Genomic DNA, 21,160 nt, shown 5'->3' with positions numbered 1-21,160 from the left:
TTTGAAAAGGACTCTAAATTCTAGAGTCCTTTTTTATAACCTCTATAAAAAACGAAACCGATAATAGCGAGCAATGCTCAATAATATTAAATTAAATGAGTTAAGGATTAAGGTGGGTATATGATTATTGATCTTATGCAAAAAAGAAAAATAAAGGTGTCCGAAATTTGTGAATACTGTTTAACAGTTGATGATCGGCTAAGCGTTTTTAAAAAAGATGATTTTTATGTAAGTATTCTGGAATTAGCTATTGGCGTACTTAGAACTTCTATTACTAAAAACTTGAAAAATGATAAAAAAGTACTTTTTGGAATTAATGCATTAACATTGCTACTAGGTGTAGTAAATGAAACTTCGAGAAATTTGTTACTAACAAAAGAAGCGAAAGATTATTTCCCAGACTTTTCTAAATCTAGCCGAGTAGGAGAAATAGCTCAAGGTCTAAATTATCTATATTTTCAAAGTCAACTAGGATATATTGAACTTAATGATTTTAAAGATTTTGCTGCAGAATTATGTCCTGGAATTAGCTTAGATAAATCTACTCCAGATTTTGTGATGTCGACTTATACTAATGAAGCTATAATATTGGAGTCAAAAGGAAGCTGGGCTTATAAACAAGGAAAAAATAATTTAAAAGCAGCTATAAAAAACGGGATGAGACAGACGCACAAGGGATTTAATTGGATAGATAAAAATAGCGCTTCAACTAATCCGATAGTAAACACATTCACTTCATGTGCCTGGTTAAGAGATGAAGGAATAACGGATTTGTATTATATGGATCCAGGCTATCCTAGTCAGGGGCTATTAAGTTACAGGTTTACATTACGCCATTTTTCTACATGGTTTTACTTAATAGGTTTAAGTGAATTGGCCCAAGTGTTACAAAAGGGTTCCTTTTTAGAGGAAGATGATGTCAGGGGGGTAAAATTTGAAGAAAAAATTATTGGAAATACAAAGTATTTGGTGTTTTCAACCAAGAATACGAAAAATAATTATTTGGCAAAATGCATATTGAAAAATATTATTGGTAAAGAAGATCTTCAATTCGGTATTACTGAATATATTTGGAATTACTTGAATGAAAATAAAAGGCGAAATATTAATAGAAAAGTAGCCTACCAAATAAAAGGTTATTCAGATGATAATACGATTATATTTCCTGACGGTACTCTTGTAGTTGTAAATTAACATCTTATAATATATGAAGCTGTTGTTCTTTTTCCTTTTATTAGTTTTTATGTAAGAAGGTAAATAAATAGTAATTCCTTTAGCAATTGAATCTTTTATAAATAGATCAGGTTTTCTATACATACTAACTAGGAAGTATTTTAGTTCCAATCTTGATAAATGCTCCATCACCAAACGTTTTCCCTATAATCCTAGTCAAGAAAAAATCAGGCGGTTTCAAATGAAAAATGGTAATATTAAGCCAGCAACTGCATAAGTAGGATGGGCGGTGACCATTTCCCTGAGAAGGGAGGTGGTAACATGGTGACATATCTAGAATTAATTAAATTGTTAATTGATTTTGGAAGCTTTATTGCAATATCGTTAGGAACAATCGTAGCGATAATTGCGATTGTTGTCACCAATAAAAATAAGTAACCGCCCTCCCCAGCCATAGGATAAGGCGGTTACTTATTTACTTGATTAATAGGTCACCGTAAATCTTACGGCATGTAGTTGCAACTGCTCGGGTGTTGACGCACCTGAGCTTTTATTATTATATGTCTTTCTTAAGTTTAGTATACCTTGTTTTGAAATGTCTTTCAATAAATAATTTATAATTTATAAAGATGAACGTACACCAACATATATCGAGGCTTTAGAATCTACTAGGCATTTATGGTGACCTACTTTGTGATAGGCGTACAGGAGAGTATCAACAAAATCTAGTTTACGATTAGCATATAGATTTAATGCTTCGATAATAATTCTTATATCATCAACCATTATATTGTCATATTGTAAAAGCTTTATTAGGGTATTTGTTATTTCTTCGTCCTCACTTTGTATACCTTTTCGAGTACATATACGATTTCTGCTATTACTTCATTTGGGCTAAAAACCAAATTGTTTTCTACAATATTAGCGGCTTTATCAGCTAAATCATCAATATCATTCAACAAATATCTTAGGATAATGTTAGCATCAACTATGTTCATTTTTTTCCTTCACCGCTTCCGCCCATGCTTCACTTTCCAAAGAATAAAGATTTTCATTCTTGTATTTCTCTAATAGACCTCTTGCGTTTTTGTCTTCATTTTTATCTTTATCTTTATCGTGATTTTCATGCGGAAATATAATTATTTCAACCTCTTTATTTTTAAGATCATCGGGTAAATCCATCACCTGGGATACGATTTCACTGTTTGTAATTTTTCTAAACACAGTCATTGTATGTCACTCCATTCGATTAAATCTAAAAAAGCGATCTACAGAACTGGAAGAATAGTGGTTGACGCACCTGAGCTACCTTTAATTATTGCTAGATTAAGAATAGTATACCCTGTATTGTAATGCCTTACAATAGAGTAATAATACTATATAATGAAATGCATTAAACTTTGAACTCACATGTTCGACACCAAAAGCCGATAAAACGTTGTGATCTCAATGTTTTTAGCGGTTTTTTTGATGGTGAAAACAGCGTACTATTTTCCCTTTTTTCGTTTCTTTTAAAACTTTTTACTTTTTTGGGCCGCTATTTCAAAGTCAGCTCTAAAGCCGAAGACTTCATGTAAAGCATCTGTAATTTTCGTTCGAGTATATGGTATGTACCCTTCGCCATCTAATTCCATTCCATTCGTGGAATTAGGGCATATTTTAATTTGGGAAAGTATTCGTTCTAGCATTCTACAGGGAAGAATACACTAATCTTAAATAACAGCTTCTCCATGTGTAATAAAAATACTGATTAGTTAGTATGTATAAAGCAATGGAGAAATTATGGTGAAATTACCTAAGCAGCCATACGTACAGCTTGGAACAAACAAAATTTAAAATATAAATTAATCGAAGGAGATGACTGGAATGGATTTTAGTTTATCAGAAGAGCAAAGAATGGTGCAGAAAACAGTGAGAGACTTTGTTAATAAGGAGCTAAAACCCCTTGAACAAGAGGTATTAAAGAATGAAAGGGAAGGAAGACCAGGGATTACAAGGGAGAAAATTAAAGAATTACAAAATAAGGCAAAAGAAATTGGTTTCTGGGGAATCAATACGCCTGAAGAATATGGCGGGGCTAATTTAGGCCCTATAATGGCGGCGTTAATTGCTATGGAGATGGGACGCACTTTTGTGCCATTTAACTTTGGTGGTTCGGCGGATAATATTCTTTATGAGGGCAACGAAGAGCAAAAGGAGAAATACTTATTACCTGTTATTAATGGAGAAAAACGGTCATGCTTTGCAATTACTGAATCAGGAGCGGGTTCTGACGCTCGAAATATAAAAATGCCAGCAGTTAAAGATGGTGACCATTGGGTGTTAAATGGAGAAAAAGTATTCATTACGAATGGAAATGAAGCGGATTTTGCGATGGTTTTTGCGGTAACTGATAAAGAGAAGGGTGCGAATGGCGGTGTAACATGTTTCTTGGTTGATCGTGAGATGGGCTGGCGATCGGAGTATATTCACACGATGGGAGAATGGGGTCCGGCGACATTAGTTTTCGAAAATGTCCGTGTTCCTGAAGAGAATGTATTAGGTGAAGTGGGTCATGGTTTTAAACTGGGAATGCAATGGATTGGACAAGGAAGATATATGATACCAGCTGGTGGAATTGGTGCCGCAGAACGCTTGCTGCAAATGGCGATTGACTATTCACAAACTCGCGAGACATTTGGAAAGCCAATCGCAGAAAGGCAAGCAATTCAGTGGATGATAGCAGATTCAGCAGTTGAAATAGAGGCAGCGAAATGGATTGTTTTACGGGCAGCTTGGATGGCGGAAAAAGGAATGGATGCCCGTCATCAGTCATCTATGGCGAAACTAAATGGGGCTGTCATGGCTAATGAAGTCGTTGATCGTGTATTACAAATTCATGGCGGGATGGGTTATACGAAGGAATTACCAATTGAACGCTGGTACCGCGAATTACGACTCACTCGTATTTTTGAAGGAACAGATGAAATTCAACGCCGTACGATTGCGAGAAACTTATTAAAAGGGCATGTAAAAGTTGGGGAATTATTATAGCTTTCATTGTTAGCTAATTCTAGTAAAGTTCTTTAACTTCTTTCTTTGTTTCGTAGGTCAACTCGAAAATAGTTTTCATAGTATTGGAATAAAGGTGGGTGGAAATGAAATCTGAAAGAATTGCAGCGATTGTAGGAGTTGCGGAATCAGATTTGGGAAAAACCCCTGACAAAAATGTCTTGCAACTTCAAGCTCAAGCGGCTAAAGCTGCTTTGGATGAGGCGGGTTTAACTAAAGATGATGTGGACGCATTGTTCACTGCTGGAAACTGGGCTTGGGCCCCTAACCTAATGTTAGCAGAGTACCTTGGTATTGATGCGAAATACACTGATTCAACTAACATAGGTGGTTCATCATTTGAGGCCCACGTAGGGCACGCAATGGCAGGTATTCAAGCAGGATTATTCGAAGTGGCTCTGATTACTTACGGAAGTACGAATCGTACGAATCCGGTGAACTCCACTTTTAGTGCTCCTTTGACAGGACAGTATGAACAACCTTATGGCTTACCAGGAACGGTTGGGTCATACGCTTTAGCGGCAATGCGACATATGCACCAGTACGGAACGACATCTGAACAGTTGGCTGAAGTTGCTGTTGCAACAAGAAAATGGGCCTCTTTAAATGAAAAGGCTTACAAAAGAGAGCCAATTGAGATTTCTGATGTTCTCGAATCACGTATGATCGCTGAACCCCTTCATCTATTAGATTGTTGTTTGGTTACAGATGGCGGTGGTGCAGTAGTAGTAGCATCAAAAGAAGTGGCATCAAGGACGAAGAAACCACCTGTGTGGATTTTAGGTCATGGGGAAGCGCATTCACATAATACGATTACGAACATGCCTGATTTAACAGTTACAAGTGCCCGCGAATCAGGAGAACGGGCATTTCAAATGGCAGGTGTTTCACGAGCTGAGATTGATGTTGCAGAGATTTACGACTCATTTACGATAACGGTTTTGTTAACACTTGAAGCGTTAGGTTTTTGTGAGCCTGGTGAAGGTGGAGAGTTTGTTAGTAATCAACGCACTGCGCCAGGGGGAGCTTTTCCTATGAATACAAACGGTGGCGGGCTTTCCTACTGTCATCCAGGTATGTATGGAATCTTCCTCTTAATTGAGGCAGTACGACAACTGCGAAACGAATGTGAAGCTCGTCAGGTAAATAATGCAAAGTTAGCTTTAGTGCATGGTACTGGCGGGGTGTTGTCTTCAACTTCAACGGTTATATTAGGGAGGGATTAAGCAATGTCTCTTCATATTTCCAAGCCAGTATATGATGAAGAGTCTAGACCATTTTGGGAAGGGCTAAATAATAAGGAATTATTAATACAACAATGCAAATCATGTAATAAACATATCTTCTACCCTCGCTCCCTTTGTCCATTCTGTTTTTCAGAAGAGATTCAATGGAAAAAAGCTAGTGGAAAGGCAAAAATATATAGCTATACCGTTATACACCAAGCGTTCGGTCCGTTTAAAGAAGAAACTCCATTTATTGTTGGCATAGTGGAACTCGATGAAGGCGTAAGAATGATGACCCGTATTATAGGGGAGCGTGAACAAGTTGAAATTGATAAGGAAGCATCTGTGTTATTCCACAGAATGAGTGATGACTTTACTCTACCGTATTTTCAGATCAAGTAACGAAAATAAATTATAAAATTTAATCCGATCATTCATAGACATTAGTTGTTTAATTTATAGAGAACGGAGGAATAATGCGTTCTTCCGTTCTACCTATTTAATAATTGAGCAGTGAAAGTAGATGAAGTGTAATGATGGATAAGAAGGTTTTTTTTTTACTAGGATTTATTATGTTTTTAACGATGACTGGTTATGGGATTGTCCTTCCAACATTACCATTTATCGCGGATGATTTAGGTTTATCTTCTTTTCAAATGGGATCTCTCATAACTGGTTGGGCAGTTTCTCAATTAATTACTGCCCCAATATGGGGACGCTTTGCAGATAAAATGGGGAGAAAACCTGTATTGCTTTTCGGATTGTTCGGTTTTGGGGTAGCTTTTATTATTTTAATACTAGCCCAAAGCTATTGGCAATTACTAATCGCTCGGATCATTGGGGCAGCTTTAAGTTCCGGAACCCATCCAGCTGTGTTTTCTATGGTAGCTGATTTTTCAACACCAAAGAATCGAAATCTTTCGATGGCACAGATGGGAGCGTTAAATGGTCTAGGGTTCCTATGTGGTCCAGCCGTTGGAGGATTATTCACTCCATTTGGGATTATCGTACCTTTTATCGTTGCGGGTAGTTTAGCGTTAATTACGATTCCATTGGCATGGATTTTTATTAAGGAACCAATGGAAAAAGAAGCTCAAATAGACGAAAATGAAAATCCTTCTTTTTGGGGTTCGATTACCATGGTAGCAAAAACTGGCTATTGGGATTTATATACGATTACGCTCGGTTTGTCTATCGCTGCTTCCAGCTTTTTCGGCCTACTAGGATATTTTATGATAGCACGTTACGATGCGAGTGCATTATATGTGAGTTTGGCTTTTAGCGCACAGGCAGGAACATCCGTAACTGTTCAATTCTTTCTACTCAAGAAACTGTATGACGTCTTCGATGAAGAAAAGTTATCAAAAATTGGCTTAAGTATTGTGACGATTGGATTTGCCATCATTGCTACAGCACCTGTTCCTTGGATGGTTATTATAGGTTGTATCTTAACTGGATTCGGGCAAGCATGTGTGAGACCAACAGTAATTTCACTTTTGTCTAAGCGGGGTGAGATGGGGCAAGGGATAACGATGGGTTTACAGCAGTCTATGGATAGTTTAGGGCGAATCTTAGGCCCGCTATGGGGCGGTTGGATTTTTGTATATCTTGTTCCAGGCCCATTTTTAACATCTGCTTTAATCACTTTCTTACTATTGATTATGATGTTGGTTAACTCAGAAAGACAACTTCATTTACCAAGTGTAGGGGAAAGAAAATCTCGAATGTAATGCACCCTTTATTATTCATATAAAAACCTGTGGATTAAATATACGGAATATATTGACTTATGTATACATTTAGCGTGCCTGAGTGCTGAATGAACTGAGTATAATTTGCTAATAAAGTTTTTGCGGAGGGATAATATGCTGCTTACACAGCTATTAGAAGAAAACATTAAATCCTTTGGTGAGTATTCGCTTCTTTATTATGGAGATAAATCATACACAAATATTGAAACTAGGGATATTGCAAAGAAAGTTTCCACTATGATTAGTGATCTGGGAATTGATGTGGGAGATAGGGTACTTGTTTGTATGCCGAATTGTCCAGAGGTAATATTTTCTTATCAAGGCATTTTGCGCTCGGGAGCAATAGTTGTGCCGGTCATGTATTTGTTGCACGAGAAGGAAATAAACTTCATTTTAGAAAACTCGGAAGCAAAAGCAGTCATTACTTCTTCACCTCTTCTAAGGAAAATAGTAAAGGCTACAGATGGATTAAAAGAAAAACCAAAGGTCATTTGTGTAGATACTCCAAAAGAGGAAGATTTAGTTAGAAATAACGATTTAGAAATCATTGAATGGGAGGAAGCCTTTTCAAAGATAGATTTAAAGAAAGAGCGGAGTCCGGCTCTAAAAGAAGATGACATGGCAGTTATTTTATATACTTCTGGAACAACCGGAAAGCCGAAGGGGGTTATCCTGACCCATAAGAACCTATACTCCAATACAGCTAACGGTTTAGCACTAAGAGATGAAGACGAAGAACGTGGAACAACATTAGGTGTCCTGCCATTAGCTCATATTTATGGTTTTGGAGTAATGAATGGTTTATTAATGCAAGGTAATTCCGTTGTTATTTTTTCAAAATTTGATGCAGAGGAAGTCTTTAAGGCGATTGAGAAATTTAAAATTAAGTCTTTTGCTGGTGTACCGGCCATGGTATATGCCATGGTGTACAATCCTAATGCTGATCAATATGATTTATCCTCTCTAGAGACGGTAGGATCTGGCTCAGCGGCATTACCAGTTAGCTTAAGGAAGAAATTCATTGAAAAGTTTAATGCGGAAGTACGTGATGCTTATGGGTTATCAGAAGCATCTCCAGGCGTTGCTTCACAACGAAATGATATGCCAATTAAGGAAGGTTCTGTTGGTATTCCAATGCCAGGTGTCAAGATTAAGATTGCTGATGAGAATGGTGAGGAGCTCCCTGTAGGGGAGATTGGAGAATTATTGATACAAGGCGACAATGTTACGCAAGGCTATTTCCGTAATGAAGAAGCTACAAAAGAGGCTTTTAAAGATGGATGGCTTTGTACTGGTGACATGGCAAGGGTAGATGAGGATGGATATCTATTCATCGTAGACCGTAAAAAGGATTTAATTATTCGCGGTGGGTTTAACATATATCCTCGTGACTTAGAAGAATTGCTTGCAAAACATGAAGCAGTTTTAGAGGTTGCTGTAATTGGAATTCCATCGGAGAGAATGGGAGAAGAAATTCTCGCATGTGTAGTTAAAAAAGAAGACGTAGAAGTAACTGAACAAGAATTGTTAGAGTACTGTCAAGTACATGTTGCTAAATATAAAACGCCAAGACAAATCTTGTTTATAGACGAACTTCCAAGGAATGGGGTTGGTAAAATACTAAAGATGCATCTAAAAGATATGTATCAGGATCATCAATTCCAAAATTAGCAGAAGCAACAGTTTTAATTGAAGGAGGAAGAGAACTTGGTAAATCATGAAACCCCATTGTTGCAGGTTGAAAAAATGACGACAGTCTTTCAAACGAGAAAAGGTACTGTGGAGGCAGTAAATGATATTTCCTTCAGTATAACAAAAGGAGAAACAGTTGCTATTGTTGGTGAATCTGGTTCTGGGAAAAGCGTGTCTGCTTTATCCATTCTAAGGTTATTAGAAAATACTGGGAAGGTTTCTTCTGGGAAAGTTCTGTTTAATAATTTAAATCTTGCTGAGCTGAAAGATGAGGAAATACGAAAAATTCGCGGGAAAGACATTGCGATGGTCTTCCAAGACCCGATGTCTTGTTTAGACCCCGTGTATACGATTGGAAATCAAATTATCGAGACAATCAAAATTCATGAAGATTTGCCAACAAAGGAATATGTTGAGCGAGCAATTGAGTTGTTACGTCTTGTAGGCTTACCAGATCCTGAAAATAGAATCCACGTATACCCTCATCAATTATCGGGGGGACAGCGACAAAGGGTAATGATTGCAATTGCGTTAGCTTGTAGACCCGCTTTAATTATCGCGGATGAACCAACTACTGCTTTAGATGTTACCGTTCAAGCGCAAATTATGGAATTATTAAAGGATCTACAATCCAAATTTGATACTTCAATTTTATTAGTGACACATGACTTAGGAGTCGTTGCTGAAATGGCAGATCGGGTTGTCGTTGTTTATGCTGGCCAGGTTGTCGAACAATCAAGTGTAAGAGAATTATTTGAAAATCCGCAGCATCCCTATACGGAAGCTCTAATGAGGAGTATTCCTAGAATAGAAACGGACCGGGACCAACGTTTGCAAACGATAAAAGGAAATGTGCCAAGTCTCGATGAGATACCATCAGGTTGCAGATTCCATCCCCGTTGTCAATTTGCTACAGATAAATGCCGTATCGAGGAACCACCGTTTTACAATCTTGGCGATAACCGTTTAAGTAAGTGTTGGCTTGTTGATCCAGATGCTGAAATAGAAATATCATCTCCTGGTACGATCAAGGAAAAAACCGATGAAGACGTTTATGACAATTTAGATGAACGATTGGGAGAAAAAGAATTGTTATTGGATGTAGAAGAACTCAAAAAGCACTTCCCAATTACAAAGGGCATATTATCTAGAACGGTTGGCCATGTCCGAGCTGTAGATGGGGTCTCCTTTCACATACATCAGGGTGAAACGCTAGGCCTAGTAGGGGAATCAGGATGTGGGAAATCAACGGTTGGAAGATTAATTACAGGCTTGATTGACTCCACCAAAGGACAAGTCAGTTTTGCTGGAAATGATCTAATAAACAGTAATCGTAAATCGATGAAAAATTTAAGGAAACGAATGCAATTTGTTTTCCAAGACCCTTTTAGTTCGTTAAACCCCCGCATGACTGTGCTTGATATTATCGGAGAACCATTAGAAGTGCATGGGCTGGCTAAAGGATTGGATAAACAAGAAAAGATAGGTGAATTATTAGAAACAGTTGGGCTATCTAAAAACGATATGCAAAAGTTTCCACATCAATTTTCTGGTGGACAGCTGCAAAGAATTGGAATAGCCCGTGCATTGGCTACGGAACCAGACCTTTTGATTTGTGATGAAGCCGTTTCAGCCTTGGACGTATCCGTGCAAGCTCAAATATTGAATTTACTCAAAGATTTACAGAGAAAAATGGGGCTTTCTTATTTGTTTATATCTCATGACTTAAATGTTGTAAAGTATATTTCTGATCGAATTGCTGTCATGTACATGGGGGAAATAGTTGAAGTAACAGATTCAGAGACACTCTTCAAAGAACCACTGCATCCCTATTCTAAAGCCTTAATTTCTGCAGTACCAGTTCCAGATCCTACAGTAGATCCTGACAGAATCATTTTAAAAGGAGAAGTACCAAGTCCATCAAATCCCCCTAGTGGCTGTAAATTCCATACGCGTTGTCCAATGGCGATGGAAGTTTGCAAGCAAAAAAAGCCATTAATGCAAGAACTTTCATCCGGTCATATCGTTTCATGCCATCTGTATGGAGAGGGGTAGAGGTGTGGTTGAATATATCGTAAGAAGATTAATATATGGAGTACTCGTTCTACTCCTCATGGTAACATTCGTTTTCGTTGTAATGAGAGCAGTCCCTGGTGATATCGTAACCCTCCAATTGGCGGATTCAGGAGCTTCCGAAGAACAAATAGAAGTTTTGGAAGCCGAGTTAGGTCTTGATAAAAGTATTATGGCTCAGTTAGGCGCTTGGATTAAAGGAGTAGTTCAAGGTGATTTAGGTACTTCTCTTTGGTCAGGACTGCCTGTAACAGAAATAATTAAAGAAAGAATTCCTATTACTTTGCAGTTATCAATCATGTCGATTATATTAGCAACTTTGATCGGGATACCTATTGGTGTCATCTCGGCTGTAAAGCATAATTCATTTGTTGATCATCTGTTACGTATCACATCCGTTGGTGGTTTATCAATTCCAAACTTTTGGTTAGGATTAATACTGCTAACCGGATTAGCTTTATTATTTAATTGGATCCCCCCTTTAGGATTTCAATCGTTTTTTGAAAATCCAATTGTCAATTTACAACAAATGATTTTACCTGCAATTTGTCTAGCGATCACGCTTAGTGCAAGTATTGTTCGCATGACCCGATCTGCTGTACTGGAAGTATTGCATTCTGATTTTATAAGAACGATTCGCTCAAAAGGAGCGAAGGAGCGAGTGGTGATTTATAAACATGCACTTAGAAATTCCCTCGTCTCTGTCATTACATTAATTGGTTTACAAGTAGGTTATCTACTCGGTGGAACTGTGGTGTTAGAGTCAATATTTTCCCTTCCTGGTTTAGGCAGTCTGATTTTTGAAACAGTATCCGCAAGGGATTATCCGGTAATCCAAGCTGCTGTACTAATCTTTGGAGCAATGTTCTTATTGGTTAATTTAGTTGTCGATGTGATGTATGGCTGGGTGGATCCAAGAATAAGAAATAGTTAACGTAAATAACCAACGATAGAAGGGGAGTGATGCAATGTCTCAAGTTCAAGTAGAATCCGAGTTTCCAATTAAAAAGAATCTTGCAAGAAGAACGCGGCTATCAAGGATTAAAAATCAATGTATCCGTTTTATTTCTACACAGAGGATTGGGTTGATTTCTGCTTTATTTATAATTCTGGTTATAATTGTCGCTATTTCAGCTCCGGTTATTGCCCCATTTGATCCTGTTGAACAAAATAGAGAAGCCTTTTTGGCTGCACCTGATGTACAGCATTTAATGGGGACAGATGATTTAGGGCGCGATGTGTTCAGTCGAATTATCTATGGTGCAAGAATTTCTTTACTGGTTGGCTTTGCAACTGTCATTATCTCAATCATTTTAGGTACGATCATTGGGATGATTTCAGGCTTCTTTGGTGGAGTTGTGGATATGATTATCCAAAGGGTAATGGACTCCATTATGGCTATTCCAGCATTGATATTAGCCTTGTTTATTGCTGCATTACTTGGGCCAGCAGTCAAGAATGTGATTATTGCTCTCGTTATCATTGAAATCCCGCGTTTTGCCAGAATTGTTCGGGGGGAGATGATGCGGATTAGGGAAACAAATTATGTCGAGGCCTCCCGCTCTGTTGGTGCAAATGCACTAAGGATTATTATGAGACACGGGTTACCGAACATGATGGCACCAATTATCGTTATGGCGAGCTTAGCATTCGGGCAAACAATCATCGCAGAAGCCTCACTTAGTTTCCTCGGAATTGGGACACCTCCGCCAAATCCATCTTGGGGGTTGATGCTTAGTAATGCGAGCAGATACATGGAAAGTGCCCCTTGGCTTGTTTTCTTTCCTGGTGTGGCTTTAAGTCTATTAGTCTTGGCATTTAACTTGCTGGGGGATGCATTACGAGATTTCTTAGATCCAAAACTATCTTCATAGTCTTTAAACTTACGAAATTTGAGAAATAAGAGGAGGGTTTGCATGTTTAAAATTAGGAATTTACCAGCGCTATTTTTCTTTGGATTACTGTTGCTCCTTTTAGGTGCTTGTTCTTCAGATTCTGGCACGGACGGCAATGCCAGAGCAGAAGCGGATTCATCCGAAAATGAAGAAGATGCATCAGAACCAAAATACGGCGGGACATTTACAATGGTTACTCCAGCTGATCCGGATACATTGGATCCCCATCGTCAATCATCCATTTATACACATCAAATGGCTGGATTCGTTTATAACAAATTAGTGACGTATGAAACGGGACCTCATGTTGAATTCACTGATTATAATATTGTACCAGATCTCGCAGAAGACTGGGATATATCAGAAGACGGTACAGTGTATACCTTTCACCTACGTGAAGCTTATTGGCATGACAAGGAACCTGTAAATGGTCGCCAAGTGAATGCACAAGATGTCGTTGCCACGATGGAAAGAATTATTGAATTGCCGGGTCACCAAGCTGCTATTTTATCAGAAGTAGAGAGTATTGAAGCAACAGATGATACTACTGTAGTTTTCACGTTAAAGCAGCCATTTGCCCCATTTCTAAACTTTATGGCGAACCATTTTATGTGGATTTTACCGCAAGAAGCGGTAGATGGTGAACTAGACCTGGCAACAGATGTAATTGGAACAGGACCATTTGTATTAGAAGAGTGGGATGACAATGTTCAAGCAACGTATTCCCGTAATCCAAATTTCTTTGAAGAAGGAAAGCCTTATCTAGATGAGTTAATTTATAAAGTTGTACCGGACCAAGGCGCGCGGATTGCTGCGTTTCGGACTGAACAGGCAGAAGTAATCGGTGGGATATCACCAGAGGAACTAGATACTCTAGTCAAAAGTAACCCGGATACAATTGTAAATGAAGTATTGTTTCCTACGCAAGAACAAGTGTATGTAAACATGGAAAGAGAGCCGTTTGATGATTTGAAAGTCCGTAAAGCGATTAGTATGGCGATTGATCGTCAATCGATGGTGGATAGTATTTATGGAGGAGGAGAAGTAAGCGGACCTGTAAATCCATCTTTGGGTGATTGGGCACTACCATTAGAAGAAAGGGAAGAACTTCTCCCATATGATCCAGAAGGCGCTAAAGCATTACTGGCAGAAGCGGGATTCCCTAATGGATTTGATACGACCTTAATTGTAACAGATGGCTATGGTGAACAGTTAGTTCGTGTCGCACAGTGGATTACCGAGGATTTACGAAATATAGGTATTAACGCCGAAATGGAAGTAGTGGAGTATGCTACTTACTTTTCAGAAAGATGGCCAACCGTTAATTATGATATCGGTGTAGGTTATCAAACATATTTTCAAGAAGCTGATGAATGGCTACGTACTCAGATGCATTCTGAAGGTGCACGAAATTGGTACAACACGAAAGACCCGGAATTAGATCACATGCTGGATGAACAACGTATGATTTTAGATGAAGATGAAAGGCTTGAAAAAGTTCATGAGATTCAACGCTTTGTACTAGAAAACATTTTAAACCCAATTCCGGTTTCGACTTACTATGTCATGAGCCCACATCAGCCATATGTGAAAAACTACGAAACGCATGCATCATATGGTCATATTCATATGAAAAATGTCTGGTTAGATAAATAATCTAATAACCTATAACCACAAGGTTCCCTATTTTTGGAAAGGTAAATGATTAAATCTAACCTAAAAAATAAACTTTCAAAAAAGGATTTGAATGAAATATGGTGCAGAGAATAGAGAAAATTGAGTTACCCACCAATTTTCCGATAGGACCTGTAAATGTATATTTGGTATTTGGAGTAAAACTAACACTAATTGACGCAGGGATAAAAACAGAACAGGCATGGAATGAATTGTTAGACAGTCTCAAGTCTTTAGGCTTAACCCTTCAAGAAATTGAGCAGATTGTTTTAACACATCATCATAATGACCATATGGGCCTGTTAGAATGGATTTTGGAAAAAAATCCGGTACCAGTATATGCACATAAAGATACAGAAACATACCTTGCAGATCAGGCCTATATGAAATGGAGTGGAGCGTTTTTTGAAAAACTTTTTTATGAATTCGGTCTTTCAAAAGATGGGGCAAAGAAATGGGCTTACCGTAAACGTGATCGAGACTTATTGGCAGGGTTGAAAATTGAAAAAGGACTTCAAGAAGGAGATAGCGTACCTGGTTTACCTGGTTGGGAGGTGATTGAAACCCAGGGCCATTCACAGGATCATATCTCTTTGTACCATGCTAAAGAGCAAATATTAATTTGCGGAGATCACATCATTGATGATATCCATGTTGGAATCTTTTTAGACGCGCCACATCCTGGTGAACAGCGCGCTAAACCACTTTTACAGTATGTAGAGAACCTGAAGAAGTGTCTTAAGCTTCCTATTAAAATAACATACTCTGGTCATGGACCTGACATCTACGACCTAAGCAGATTTATTTATACCCAATTTGAAAGAACAGAAAATCGCGCAAGACGGGTGAAAAATGTACTTGCAAAAGGCGAAGCGACAGGGCTCGATATTGTAAAAGAGATGTATCCTGATCGCTATAAAAAAGGGTTGATTACATTTGTTTTTGAAATCACGAGTGTACTTGATCTGTTGATAGACCGTGATGAAATTTTTGTTAAGAAGAAGGATGGGGTTTACGTCTATAGTCTAATTTAGGTTTTTGAAAGTAGAGAGAGTTTACTAGAAGCGTGCATTTTGGAATCTGTGACATCAACAATAGGAAATACGGAGGAGGAAATAGGATGGCAGGAAGGTTTGATGGGAGAGTAGCTTTTGTAACAGGTGGAAGTCGCGGTATAGGAAAAGAAATTACGGAAGAACTCGCGAAAGAAGGTGCGAAAGTAGCTATTATCGATATTAATGAAGAAGTATTGAGAGAAACAGAAAACGAATTTACAGAAAAAGGCTATGACATTTTAGCTTTTCAAGCAAATGTGGTAGAAGCAGCGGAAGTCGAATCGGCAATCGATGAGGTTGTAAATAAATTTGGCTCATTAGATATTTTAGTAAATAACGCCGGTATTATTCGGGATAATCTTCTATTTAAAATGACGGACAGTGACTGGCAACAAGTAATCGATGTTCATTTGAAGGGTGCATTTAATTCTAGCCGAGCAGCCCAGAAATATATGGTTAAACAAAAATACGGAAGAATTATCAATATTTCATCGACCTCTGCTCTTGGGAATAGAGGCCAGGCAAATTATTCCGCAGTGAAAGCCGGCTTACAAGGTTTTACAAAAACACTAGCGATTGAACTAGGAAAATATGGAATTACCGCGAATGCTGTTGCACCAGGATTTATTGAAACAGAAATGACGAAGGCCACCGCAGAGAGAATTGGCGTTCCATTTGAAGATTTCGTGAAAGCGGGTGCAAGTAAAATTCCAGTCGGACGTAGCGGGAAGCCGGCAGATATTGCAAATGCCGTTGCCTTTTTTGCCGATGAAAAGTCGTCCTTTGTCAGTGGTCAAGTAATCTATGTAGCTGGAGGACCAAAATCATAAGGAAGGAAGAGGAATGATATGTACAAAGACTTAATAGGTAAAAAATCTTCAAAAGTAAAAAGTACGATTGAAAGAGGAATGGTTACACGCTTCGCTGAATCTATCGGTGATTTGAATCCTATTTATGTTGATGAAGAGGTTGGAAAGAAATCCAGATATGGAGGAAATATTGCACCACCAACCTTTCCTCGTGTACTTAGTTCAGGGGTCATTGAAGGATTGAAGCTCCCTAAAAAAGGGCTCATCCATGGAGAGCAAAATTATCATTATAAACGTCCGTTATTAGTTGGCGAAGATATTTACTCTTACTCTGTAATTGAGGATTATTACGAAAAGCAAGGAAGTAATGGGTTAATGGGATTCTTATCAACGAAAAGATATGGTGAGGATGCAAATGGTGAACTTGTATTCACGGAAGAATCAATCATCATCATTACTGAAACTGTGAGAAAGGCGATGAAAGTATGAGTAACATTTTAGAATTAAATAAGGGTGAGTCGCTCAGTGTTACACTTAACCCAGTTTCAAGAATGGACCTAATTAAGTACGCAGGAGCCTCCGGAGACTTCAATCCTATTCATACAATTGATGAAGAAGCCGAAAAAGCCGGACTACCAGGTATTATTGCACATGGAATGTGGACGATGGGGAATTTAGCAAAACTATTTACACCATATTTTGAAGAAGGCTTTATCCAAGATTATCAGATTCGTTTTTCTGGTATGGTTTTCCTGAGTGATGTGATTACGCTGAAAGCTGAGTTACAAAATAAGACAGTAGAGTATATGGATTTTGATGTGAAAGCAATCAACCAAAAGGGCAGAGAAGTTATTAAAGGGAAAGTTCGTTTTGCGATATATTAAAACAGTTGGGAGTCCTAGAGGGGGAAATGGTTTCTTGACAACACTATGTGTCTTGGACCCGCATACAAGATAGTCCTATATTTGAACCTCTCATGACTGCTTGGTTTATTTATAAAATTTCGATTAGGAGCTGGTTTGAAACAATGGATAGAGATGCAGTAATTGTGTCGGCAGTACGAACTGCTATTGCTAAACAAGGGGGAGCATTGGCTAGTCTTCCCGCCCATATTTATGGAGGAGAAGTGATTAAGGAGGCGGTAAATCGAGTAAACATTAACCCTGAAGCTATAGATGATGTCATTATGGGGAACGTACTGGGTGGTGGCGGAAATATTGCAAGATTAACAGCATTACAGGCAGGGTTACCACTAAGCACACCGGGACTCACGATTGATAGACAGTGCGGTTCCGGAATAAATGCAGTTATACTTGCGGCTCAGGCAATCCAATCAGGAGCTGGTGATATATATGTAGCGGGTGGGATTGAGAGTATGACACGAGCACCATATCTAATGGAACGTCCAGAAACTCCATATAGTTCAATGCCGCCAAAATGGCAAAGAATGCAGCATGCGCCGAAGGGAATAGGTAGCCCTCCAATGGGGATAACTGCTGAAAATGTAGCTAAGCAGTATAATATTACTAGAGAAGAACAAGATGCGTTTGCTTATGGAAGCCAACAAAAAATGGCGAGGGCGATGAAGGAAGGGCGTTTTGAAGAGCAAATCGTCCCGATAAAAGTGCCGGTAAGAAAAGGGGAACCAATCATATTTGAGAAGGATGAACATCCGCGACCGAATACAAGTCTGGAAGCACTCTCAAAATTAAGACCTGCATTTGATAAAGAGGGAACAGTTACAGCAGGGAGTAGTTCTGGTTTAAATGATGCAGCATCCGCTCATATGAACTCAATCGTTCGGGTGGAAGATATGGTCTTGTAACTGCCTGTATCGGTGGAGGCCAAGGCATTTCAGTTATTCTAGAAAGGGAATAATTTTAATAAATATATGGCCCAAGTCGAGAAATCTCGATACGAACGTTTGAGAAATAAGAAATTAATCAGATTCACTCATAATATTAGTCGACTAATATTTATAATACTGAAGTAAGAATAGGGGAAAGGGAGTCGGCGATGAAGGGGAAAATTATACAGACAGCTATTGACTTATTTGATGAAAAAGGATTTAAAGAGACCTCGATAGAAGATATTACTGATAATATTGGTGCGACTAAAGGTACATTCTATTATTATTTTAAGAGTAAACAAGAGTTATTGAAGGATATTCATCTATCTTTCATTTTAGATTTATTGCAAAAACAAGAAGAAATAATTCGAGATCCTAGCAAAAACAACTATCAAAAACTGTATGACATTATATATTTAATCATTAGTGGAATCAAAACAAAAGGAAAGAGTGCAAGAATCATCTTTAGGGAAATGAGGCATATTGAAGAAGTGCACCTGGAACAAATAAAAGGTAAGAGGAGAGATTTCAGATTAAATGTCCAAGCTTTACTAGAAGATGGAATTGCTAAGGGGCATTTTAAAAATAATGTTAGAGCTGACATTCTCGCATTTAGCATATTAGATATGGTGAATCGAACTTATTACTGGTATAATCCGGATGGAGAGATATCAGAAGAAGAATTAGTTAATTATTATTTAGAAATCATACTAAATGGTATAAAAAATAGGGGGCCAGAACATAACTAGTCCCGATATGTTAAATATAAGGTTCCAAGCAATCAAAATTTGCTTGGAACCTTTTTGGTTATTATTATCATTACTCCGTTTTTTCAATTTATCTTTTACCAACCCAATGTGCAAAAATAAACCAGAGTTGCACTAAGAACTCCTATCTTTTGATACAGACCATTCACTCTTCCTTTCGTTTAAAAATAAATATTCAAGGGCATTCAGGGGCATACTTAAAGCATAGCGAAAAGTAGGCTTTATCGCACTAAATTAACGACGAGGAGAAGATCTATGGCAAGTCTTGACTATGATGACATTCAAGGAATCCTACTGCAGGAGCGCCCTGAAAAGTATGTTGGTATGTATTTACTCTTACAAATAGATGATTCTGAGAGCGGACGTAGTGTTCTTAAAAAACTTCTTCCTGAAATCACCTCTGCCAATCGTTGGGAAAAACCATCGGATGGGGCTTGGGTTAATGGTGCCTTGACCTATAAAGGTCTGGAAAAGCTTGGTGTTCCGAAAGAGTCTTTGGAAAGTTTTCCGGCTGAATTCAGGGAAGGCATGTCTTCACGAGCTGAAAAGCTGGGAGATTTCAACGAAAGTGCACCCGAAAACTGGGAAGATTATTTTGAAGAAGAACGTTTGCATTTAGCGATTGCCATTTTCTCACCCGATGAGGAGCGATTGAAGGAAGCTCTGGACCGTGCGAGAAAGGTGTACGATGAGTTGGATGGAATTACGCTGCTGTACGAACTTAGGGTCAGTTCACCAGAAAATGGGCTGTCCCATATGGGGTTTACGGAGGGGATCAGCAACCCGGCAATTGAAGGAAATGAGCTGCATCCGCCATTAAAAGGTGAGACTCCTCTCAAGGCGGGGGAATTCATCATCGGAAAAGAAAATGAAAAAGGGAATATCGAGGAGGGGCCGACTCCGAACATACTTGGGAATAATGGCAGCTATATGGCGCTGCGGAAGATTCATTTGCGGGTCGCGGCCTTTCGCTCGTACTTGCACGAAAAAGGAGAAACTGACGAAGAGCGCGAATTACTTGCAGCAAAAATGGTCGGCAGGTGGCCAAGCGGAACTCCTCTTTCCTTGTCACCGGATAAGGACGATCCAAAACTTGCACTGGACGAGAATGTACGGAATGATTTCCTGTACAAAGACGATCCGAAAGGGCTCAAATGCCCTTTGAGCTCCCATGTTAGAAGAGCCAATCCGCGGGATAGTCTGGAGGACTCAATTGCAGATGTAAATATTCATCGTCTGCTCCGGCGTTCTACCATGTATGGTCCGCTCCTTCCTGAAGGTGAGCTTGCAGACGATGGGACAGATAGAGGACTCATTTTTGCAGGGATTTGCACCTCGCTCTCCCGCCAATATGAATTCATCAAATCAACCTGGCTGAATGACGGCAATTTCATCGAACTGTCTGAAGAAGACCCTATTACAGGCAATAAAGCCGGTGAAGGTATGTATACCATCCCGGAGGAGCCGTTCCGTAAACGAATGCACGGACTTCCCGCTTTCTCTGTAACAAAAGGAGGAACGTATTTCTTTATCCCTAGTATTTCTGCATTAAAGTGGATTTCTGAATTGGGTGAGAACTAATATATTATTTTGGAGGTTAACAACAATGATAAATGAAAAAAACGAGAACAAACAAAATCAAGAAGTTGAGATGGAAACTGCAGGTCGGGTCGGCTTGCGACTGGGTAAAGTCTCAGAACTGACCGTCATCGCTCCTTTGAAAGAAGGCGGTGCTGAACGCCTACGAAAAAAACTTTCAAATAATCCGGACCAAATGGAAGTTATGGCCCGAATAGCAACTGTTCACGACATGCGCTGGGTTATTTTTGATGATGACAAACGATTGTTGTTCGCAACCGCCTATGATGGTGACTGGGATGCTTATATTGACGATTTCGGCACGAAGATTCCGGAGCTACTCGACCATTTCTTTTCGGAAGTTGTAGATTATCCGGGAATCAATGATCCGACAATCAAAGACTTTATTGCCAAGCATCAAGTGACTGCTACCGGTTGGTATTGTGCGTACCCTAACTCTACTGTCCGTGACATTTGGCGTGGCGAACGCAGCTTGAAAGCTTTCAACGACCTGATTGATGCCGTGCAGGGTTATTAAGATTACTTTGACACTTAAAGTATAAAAGA

At 38.8% G+C, this 21,160-nt stretch carries 20 protein-coding genes and 1 pseudogene; 19 read left to right on the top strand and 2 right to left on the bottom strand.

The annotated features are described in order from the left end of the window. The first annotated feature begins 120 nt into the window (after nt 1–120). Nucleotides 121–1,194, top strand: coding sequence for a hypothetical protein (locus tag IEX94_RS03600; protein WP_188856059.1), 1,074 nt, complete (start codon nt 121–123; stop codon nt 1,192–1,194). An 803-nt stretch (nt 1,195–1,997) separates the two neighbouring features. Here the strand turns inward: IEX94_RS03600 and IEX94_RS19620 are convergent. After that, complete coding sequence (locus IEX94_RS19620) at nt 1,998–2,171, bottom strand: PIN domain-containing protein (RefSeq protein WP_229782544.1); 174 nt, start codon at nt 2,169–2,171, stop codon at nt 1,998–2,000. Next, nucleotides 2,158–2,403, bottom strand: coding sequence for a hypothetical protein (locus IEX94_RS03590; RefSeq protein ID WP_188856058.1), 246 nt, complete (start codon nt 2,401–2,403; stop codon nt 2,158–2,160). The genes IEX94_RS19620 and IEX94_RS03590 overlap by 14 nt, the downstream gene beginning before the upstream one ends. A gap of 636 nt (nt 2,404–3,039) precedes the next feature. On the opposite strand from IEX94_RS03590, the gene IEX94_RS03580 reads away from it, so the two are divergent. The 18 genes and pseudogenes from IEX94_RS03580 (at nt 3,040) to IEX94_RS03500 (ending at nt 21,131) form a co-directional block, all read left to right on the top strand. Then, on the top strand, nt 3,040–4,206 hold the full coding sequence (locus IEX94_RS03580) for an acyl-CoA dehydrogenase family protein (RefSeq protein ID WP_188856057.1): 1,167 nt from the start codon (nt 3,040–3,042) through the stop codon (nt 4,204–4,206). A 104-nt stretch (nt 4,207–4,310) separates the two neighbouring features. Beyond that, a complete protein-coding gene (locus IEX94_RS03575) occupies nt 4,311–5,450 on the top strand; it encodes an acetyl-CoA acetyltransferase (RefSeq protein ID WP_188856056.1) in 1,140 nt (379 codons plus the stop codon). A gap of 3 nt (nt 5,451–5,453) precedes the next feature. Beyond that, nucleotides 5,454–5,852: a Zn-ribbon domain-containing OB-fold protein gene (locus tag IEX94_RS03570; protein ID WP_188856055.1), complete on the top strand. Its 399-nt coding sequence runs from the start codon at nt 5,454–5,456 to the stop codon at nt 5,850–5,852. Between the two features lie 131 nt (nt 5,853–5,983). Continuing rightward, complete coding sequence (locus IEX94_RS03565; protein WP_229782543.1) at nt 5,984–7,180, top strand: MFS transporter; 1,197 nt, start codon at nt 5,984–5,986, stop codon at nt 7,178–7,180. A gap of 135 nt (nt 7,181–7,315) precedes the next feature. After that, on the top strand, nt 7,316–8,872 hold the full coding sequence (locus IEX94_RS03560) for a class I adenylate-forming enzyme family protein (protein ID WP_188856054.1): 1,557 nt from the start codon (nt 7,316–7,318) through the stop codon (nt 8,870–8,872). Nucleotides 8,873–8,947: 75 nt separating this feature from the next. Continuing rightward, nucleotides 8,948–10,948: an ABC transporter ATP-binding protein gene (locus IEX94_RS20085; RefSeq protein WP_188856086.1), complete on the top strand. Its 2,001-nt coding sequence runs from the start codon at nt 8,948–8,950 to the stop codon at nt 10,946–10,948. Between the two features lie 4 nt (nt 10,949–10,952). Continuing rightward, nucleotides 10,953–11,900, top strand: a complete 948-nt coding sequence (locus tag IEX94_RS03550; RefSeq protein ID WP_188856053.1) for an ABC transporter permease — start codon at nt 10,953–10,955, stop codon at nt 11,898–11,900. 34 nt (nt 11,901–11,934) lie between these two features. Further along, a complete protein-coding gene (locus IEX94_RS03545) occupies nt 11,935–12,840 on the top strand; it encodes an ABC transporter permease (protein WP_188856052.1) in 906 nt (301 codons plus the stop codon). 42 nt (nt 12,841–12,882) lie between these two features. Beyond that, nucleotides 12,883–14,517, top strand: coding sequence for an ABC transporter substrate-binding protein (locus IEX94_RS03540; RefSeq protein WP_188856051.1), 1,635 nt, complete (start codon nt 12,883–12,885; stop codon nt 14,515–14,517). A 98-nt stretch (nt 14,518–14,615) separates the two neighbouring features. Further along, nucleotides 14,616–15,569 carry an MBL fold metallo-hydrolase gene (locus tag IEX94_RS03535; RefSeq protein WP_188856050.1) on the top strand — a complete coding sequence of 318 codons (954 nt, stop codon included), beginning with the start codon at nt 14,616–14,618 and terminating at the stop codon, nt 15,567–15,569. Nucleotides 15,570–15,655: 86 nt separating this feature from the next. Next, a complete protein-coding gene (locus tag IEX94_RS03530) occupies nt 15,656–16,420 on the top strand; it encodes a beta-ketoacyl-ACP reductase (protein ID WP_188856049.1) in 765 nt (254 codons plus the stop codon). A gap of 18 nt (nt 16,421–16,438) precedes the next feature. Next, nucleotides 16,439–16,888, top strand: a complete 450-nt coding sequence (locus IEX94_RS03525; protein WP_188856048.1) for a MaoC family dehydratase N-terminal domain-containing protein — start codon at nt 16,439–16,441, stop codon at nt 16,886–16,888. Next, entirely contained in the window at nt 16,885–17,283 is a 399-nt protein-coding gene (locus IEX94_RS03520; RefSeq protein WP_188856047.1) for a MaoC/PaaZ C-terminal domain-containing protein, read from the top strand. Before IEX94_RS03525 ends, IEX94_RS03520 begins: the two co-directional genes overlap by 4 nt. Before the next feature lie 143 nt (nt 17,284–17,426). Beyond that, nucleotides 17,427–18,182: pseudogene (locus IEX94_RS03515) on the top strand (thiolase family protein); the annotation flags it as partial. Then, on the top strand, nt 18,176–18,277 hold the full coding sequence (locus IEX94_RS20220) for a hypothetical protein (protein WP_373290792.1): 102 nt from the start codon (nt 18,176–18,178) through the stop codon (nt 18,275–18,277). The pseudogene IEX94_RS03515 and the gene IEX94_RS20220, both read left to right, overlap by 7 nt. A 138-nt stretch (nt 18,278–18,415) precedes the next feature. Further along, on the top strand, nt 18,416–18,997 hold the full coding sequence (locus IEX94_RS03510; protein ID WP_188856046.1) for a TetR/AcrR family transcriptional regulator: 582 nt from the start codon (nt 18,416–18,418) through the stop codon (nt 18,995–18,997). Between the two features lie 273 nt (nt 18,998–19,270). Continuing rightward, entirely contained in the window at nt 19,271–20,596 is a 1,326-nt protein-coding gene (locus IEX94_RS03505) for a Dyp-type peroxidase (RefSeq protein WP_188856045.1), read from the top strand. A 25-nt stretch (nt 20,597–20,621) separates the two neighbouring features. Then, a complete protein-coding gene (locus IEX94_RS03500) occupies nt 20,622–21,131 on the top strand; it encodes a hypothetical protein (RefSeq protein WP_188856044.1) in 510 nt (169 codons plus the stop codon). Nucleotides 21,132–21,160 lie beyond the last annotated feature (29 nt).

The sequence above is a fragment of the Oceanobacillus indicireducens genome (genome assembly GCF_014647195.1).
In the GTDB taxonomy this organism is placed as follows: domain Bacteria; phylum Bacillota; class Bacilli; order Bacillales; family Amphibacillaceae; genus Oceanobacillus; species Oceanobacillus indicireducens.
The sequence above is the reverse complement of the archived record's forward strand: the minus strand, read 5'-3'. Positions and strand labels throughout refer to the sequence as shown.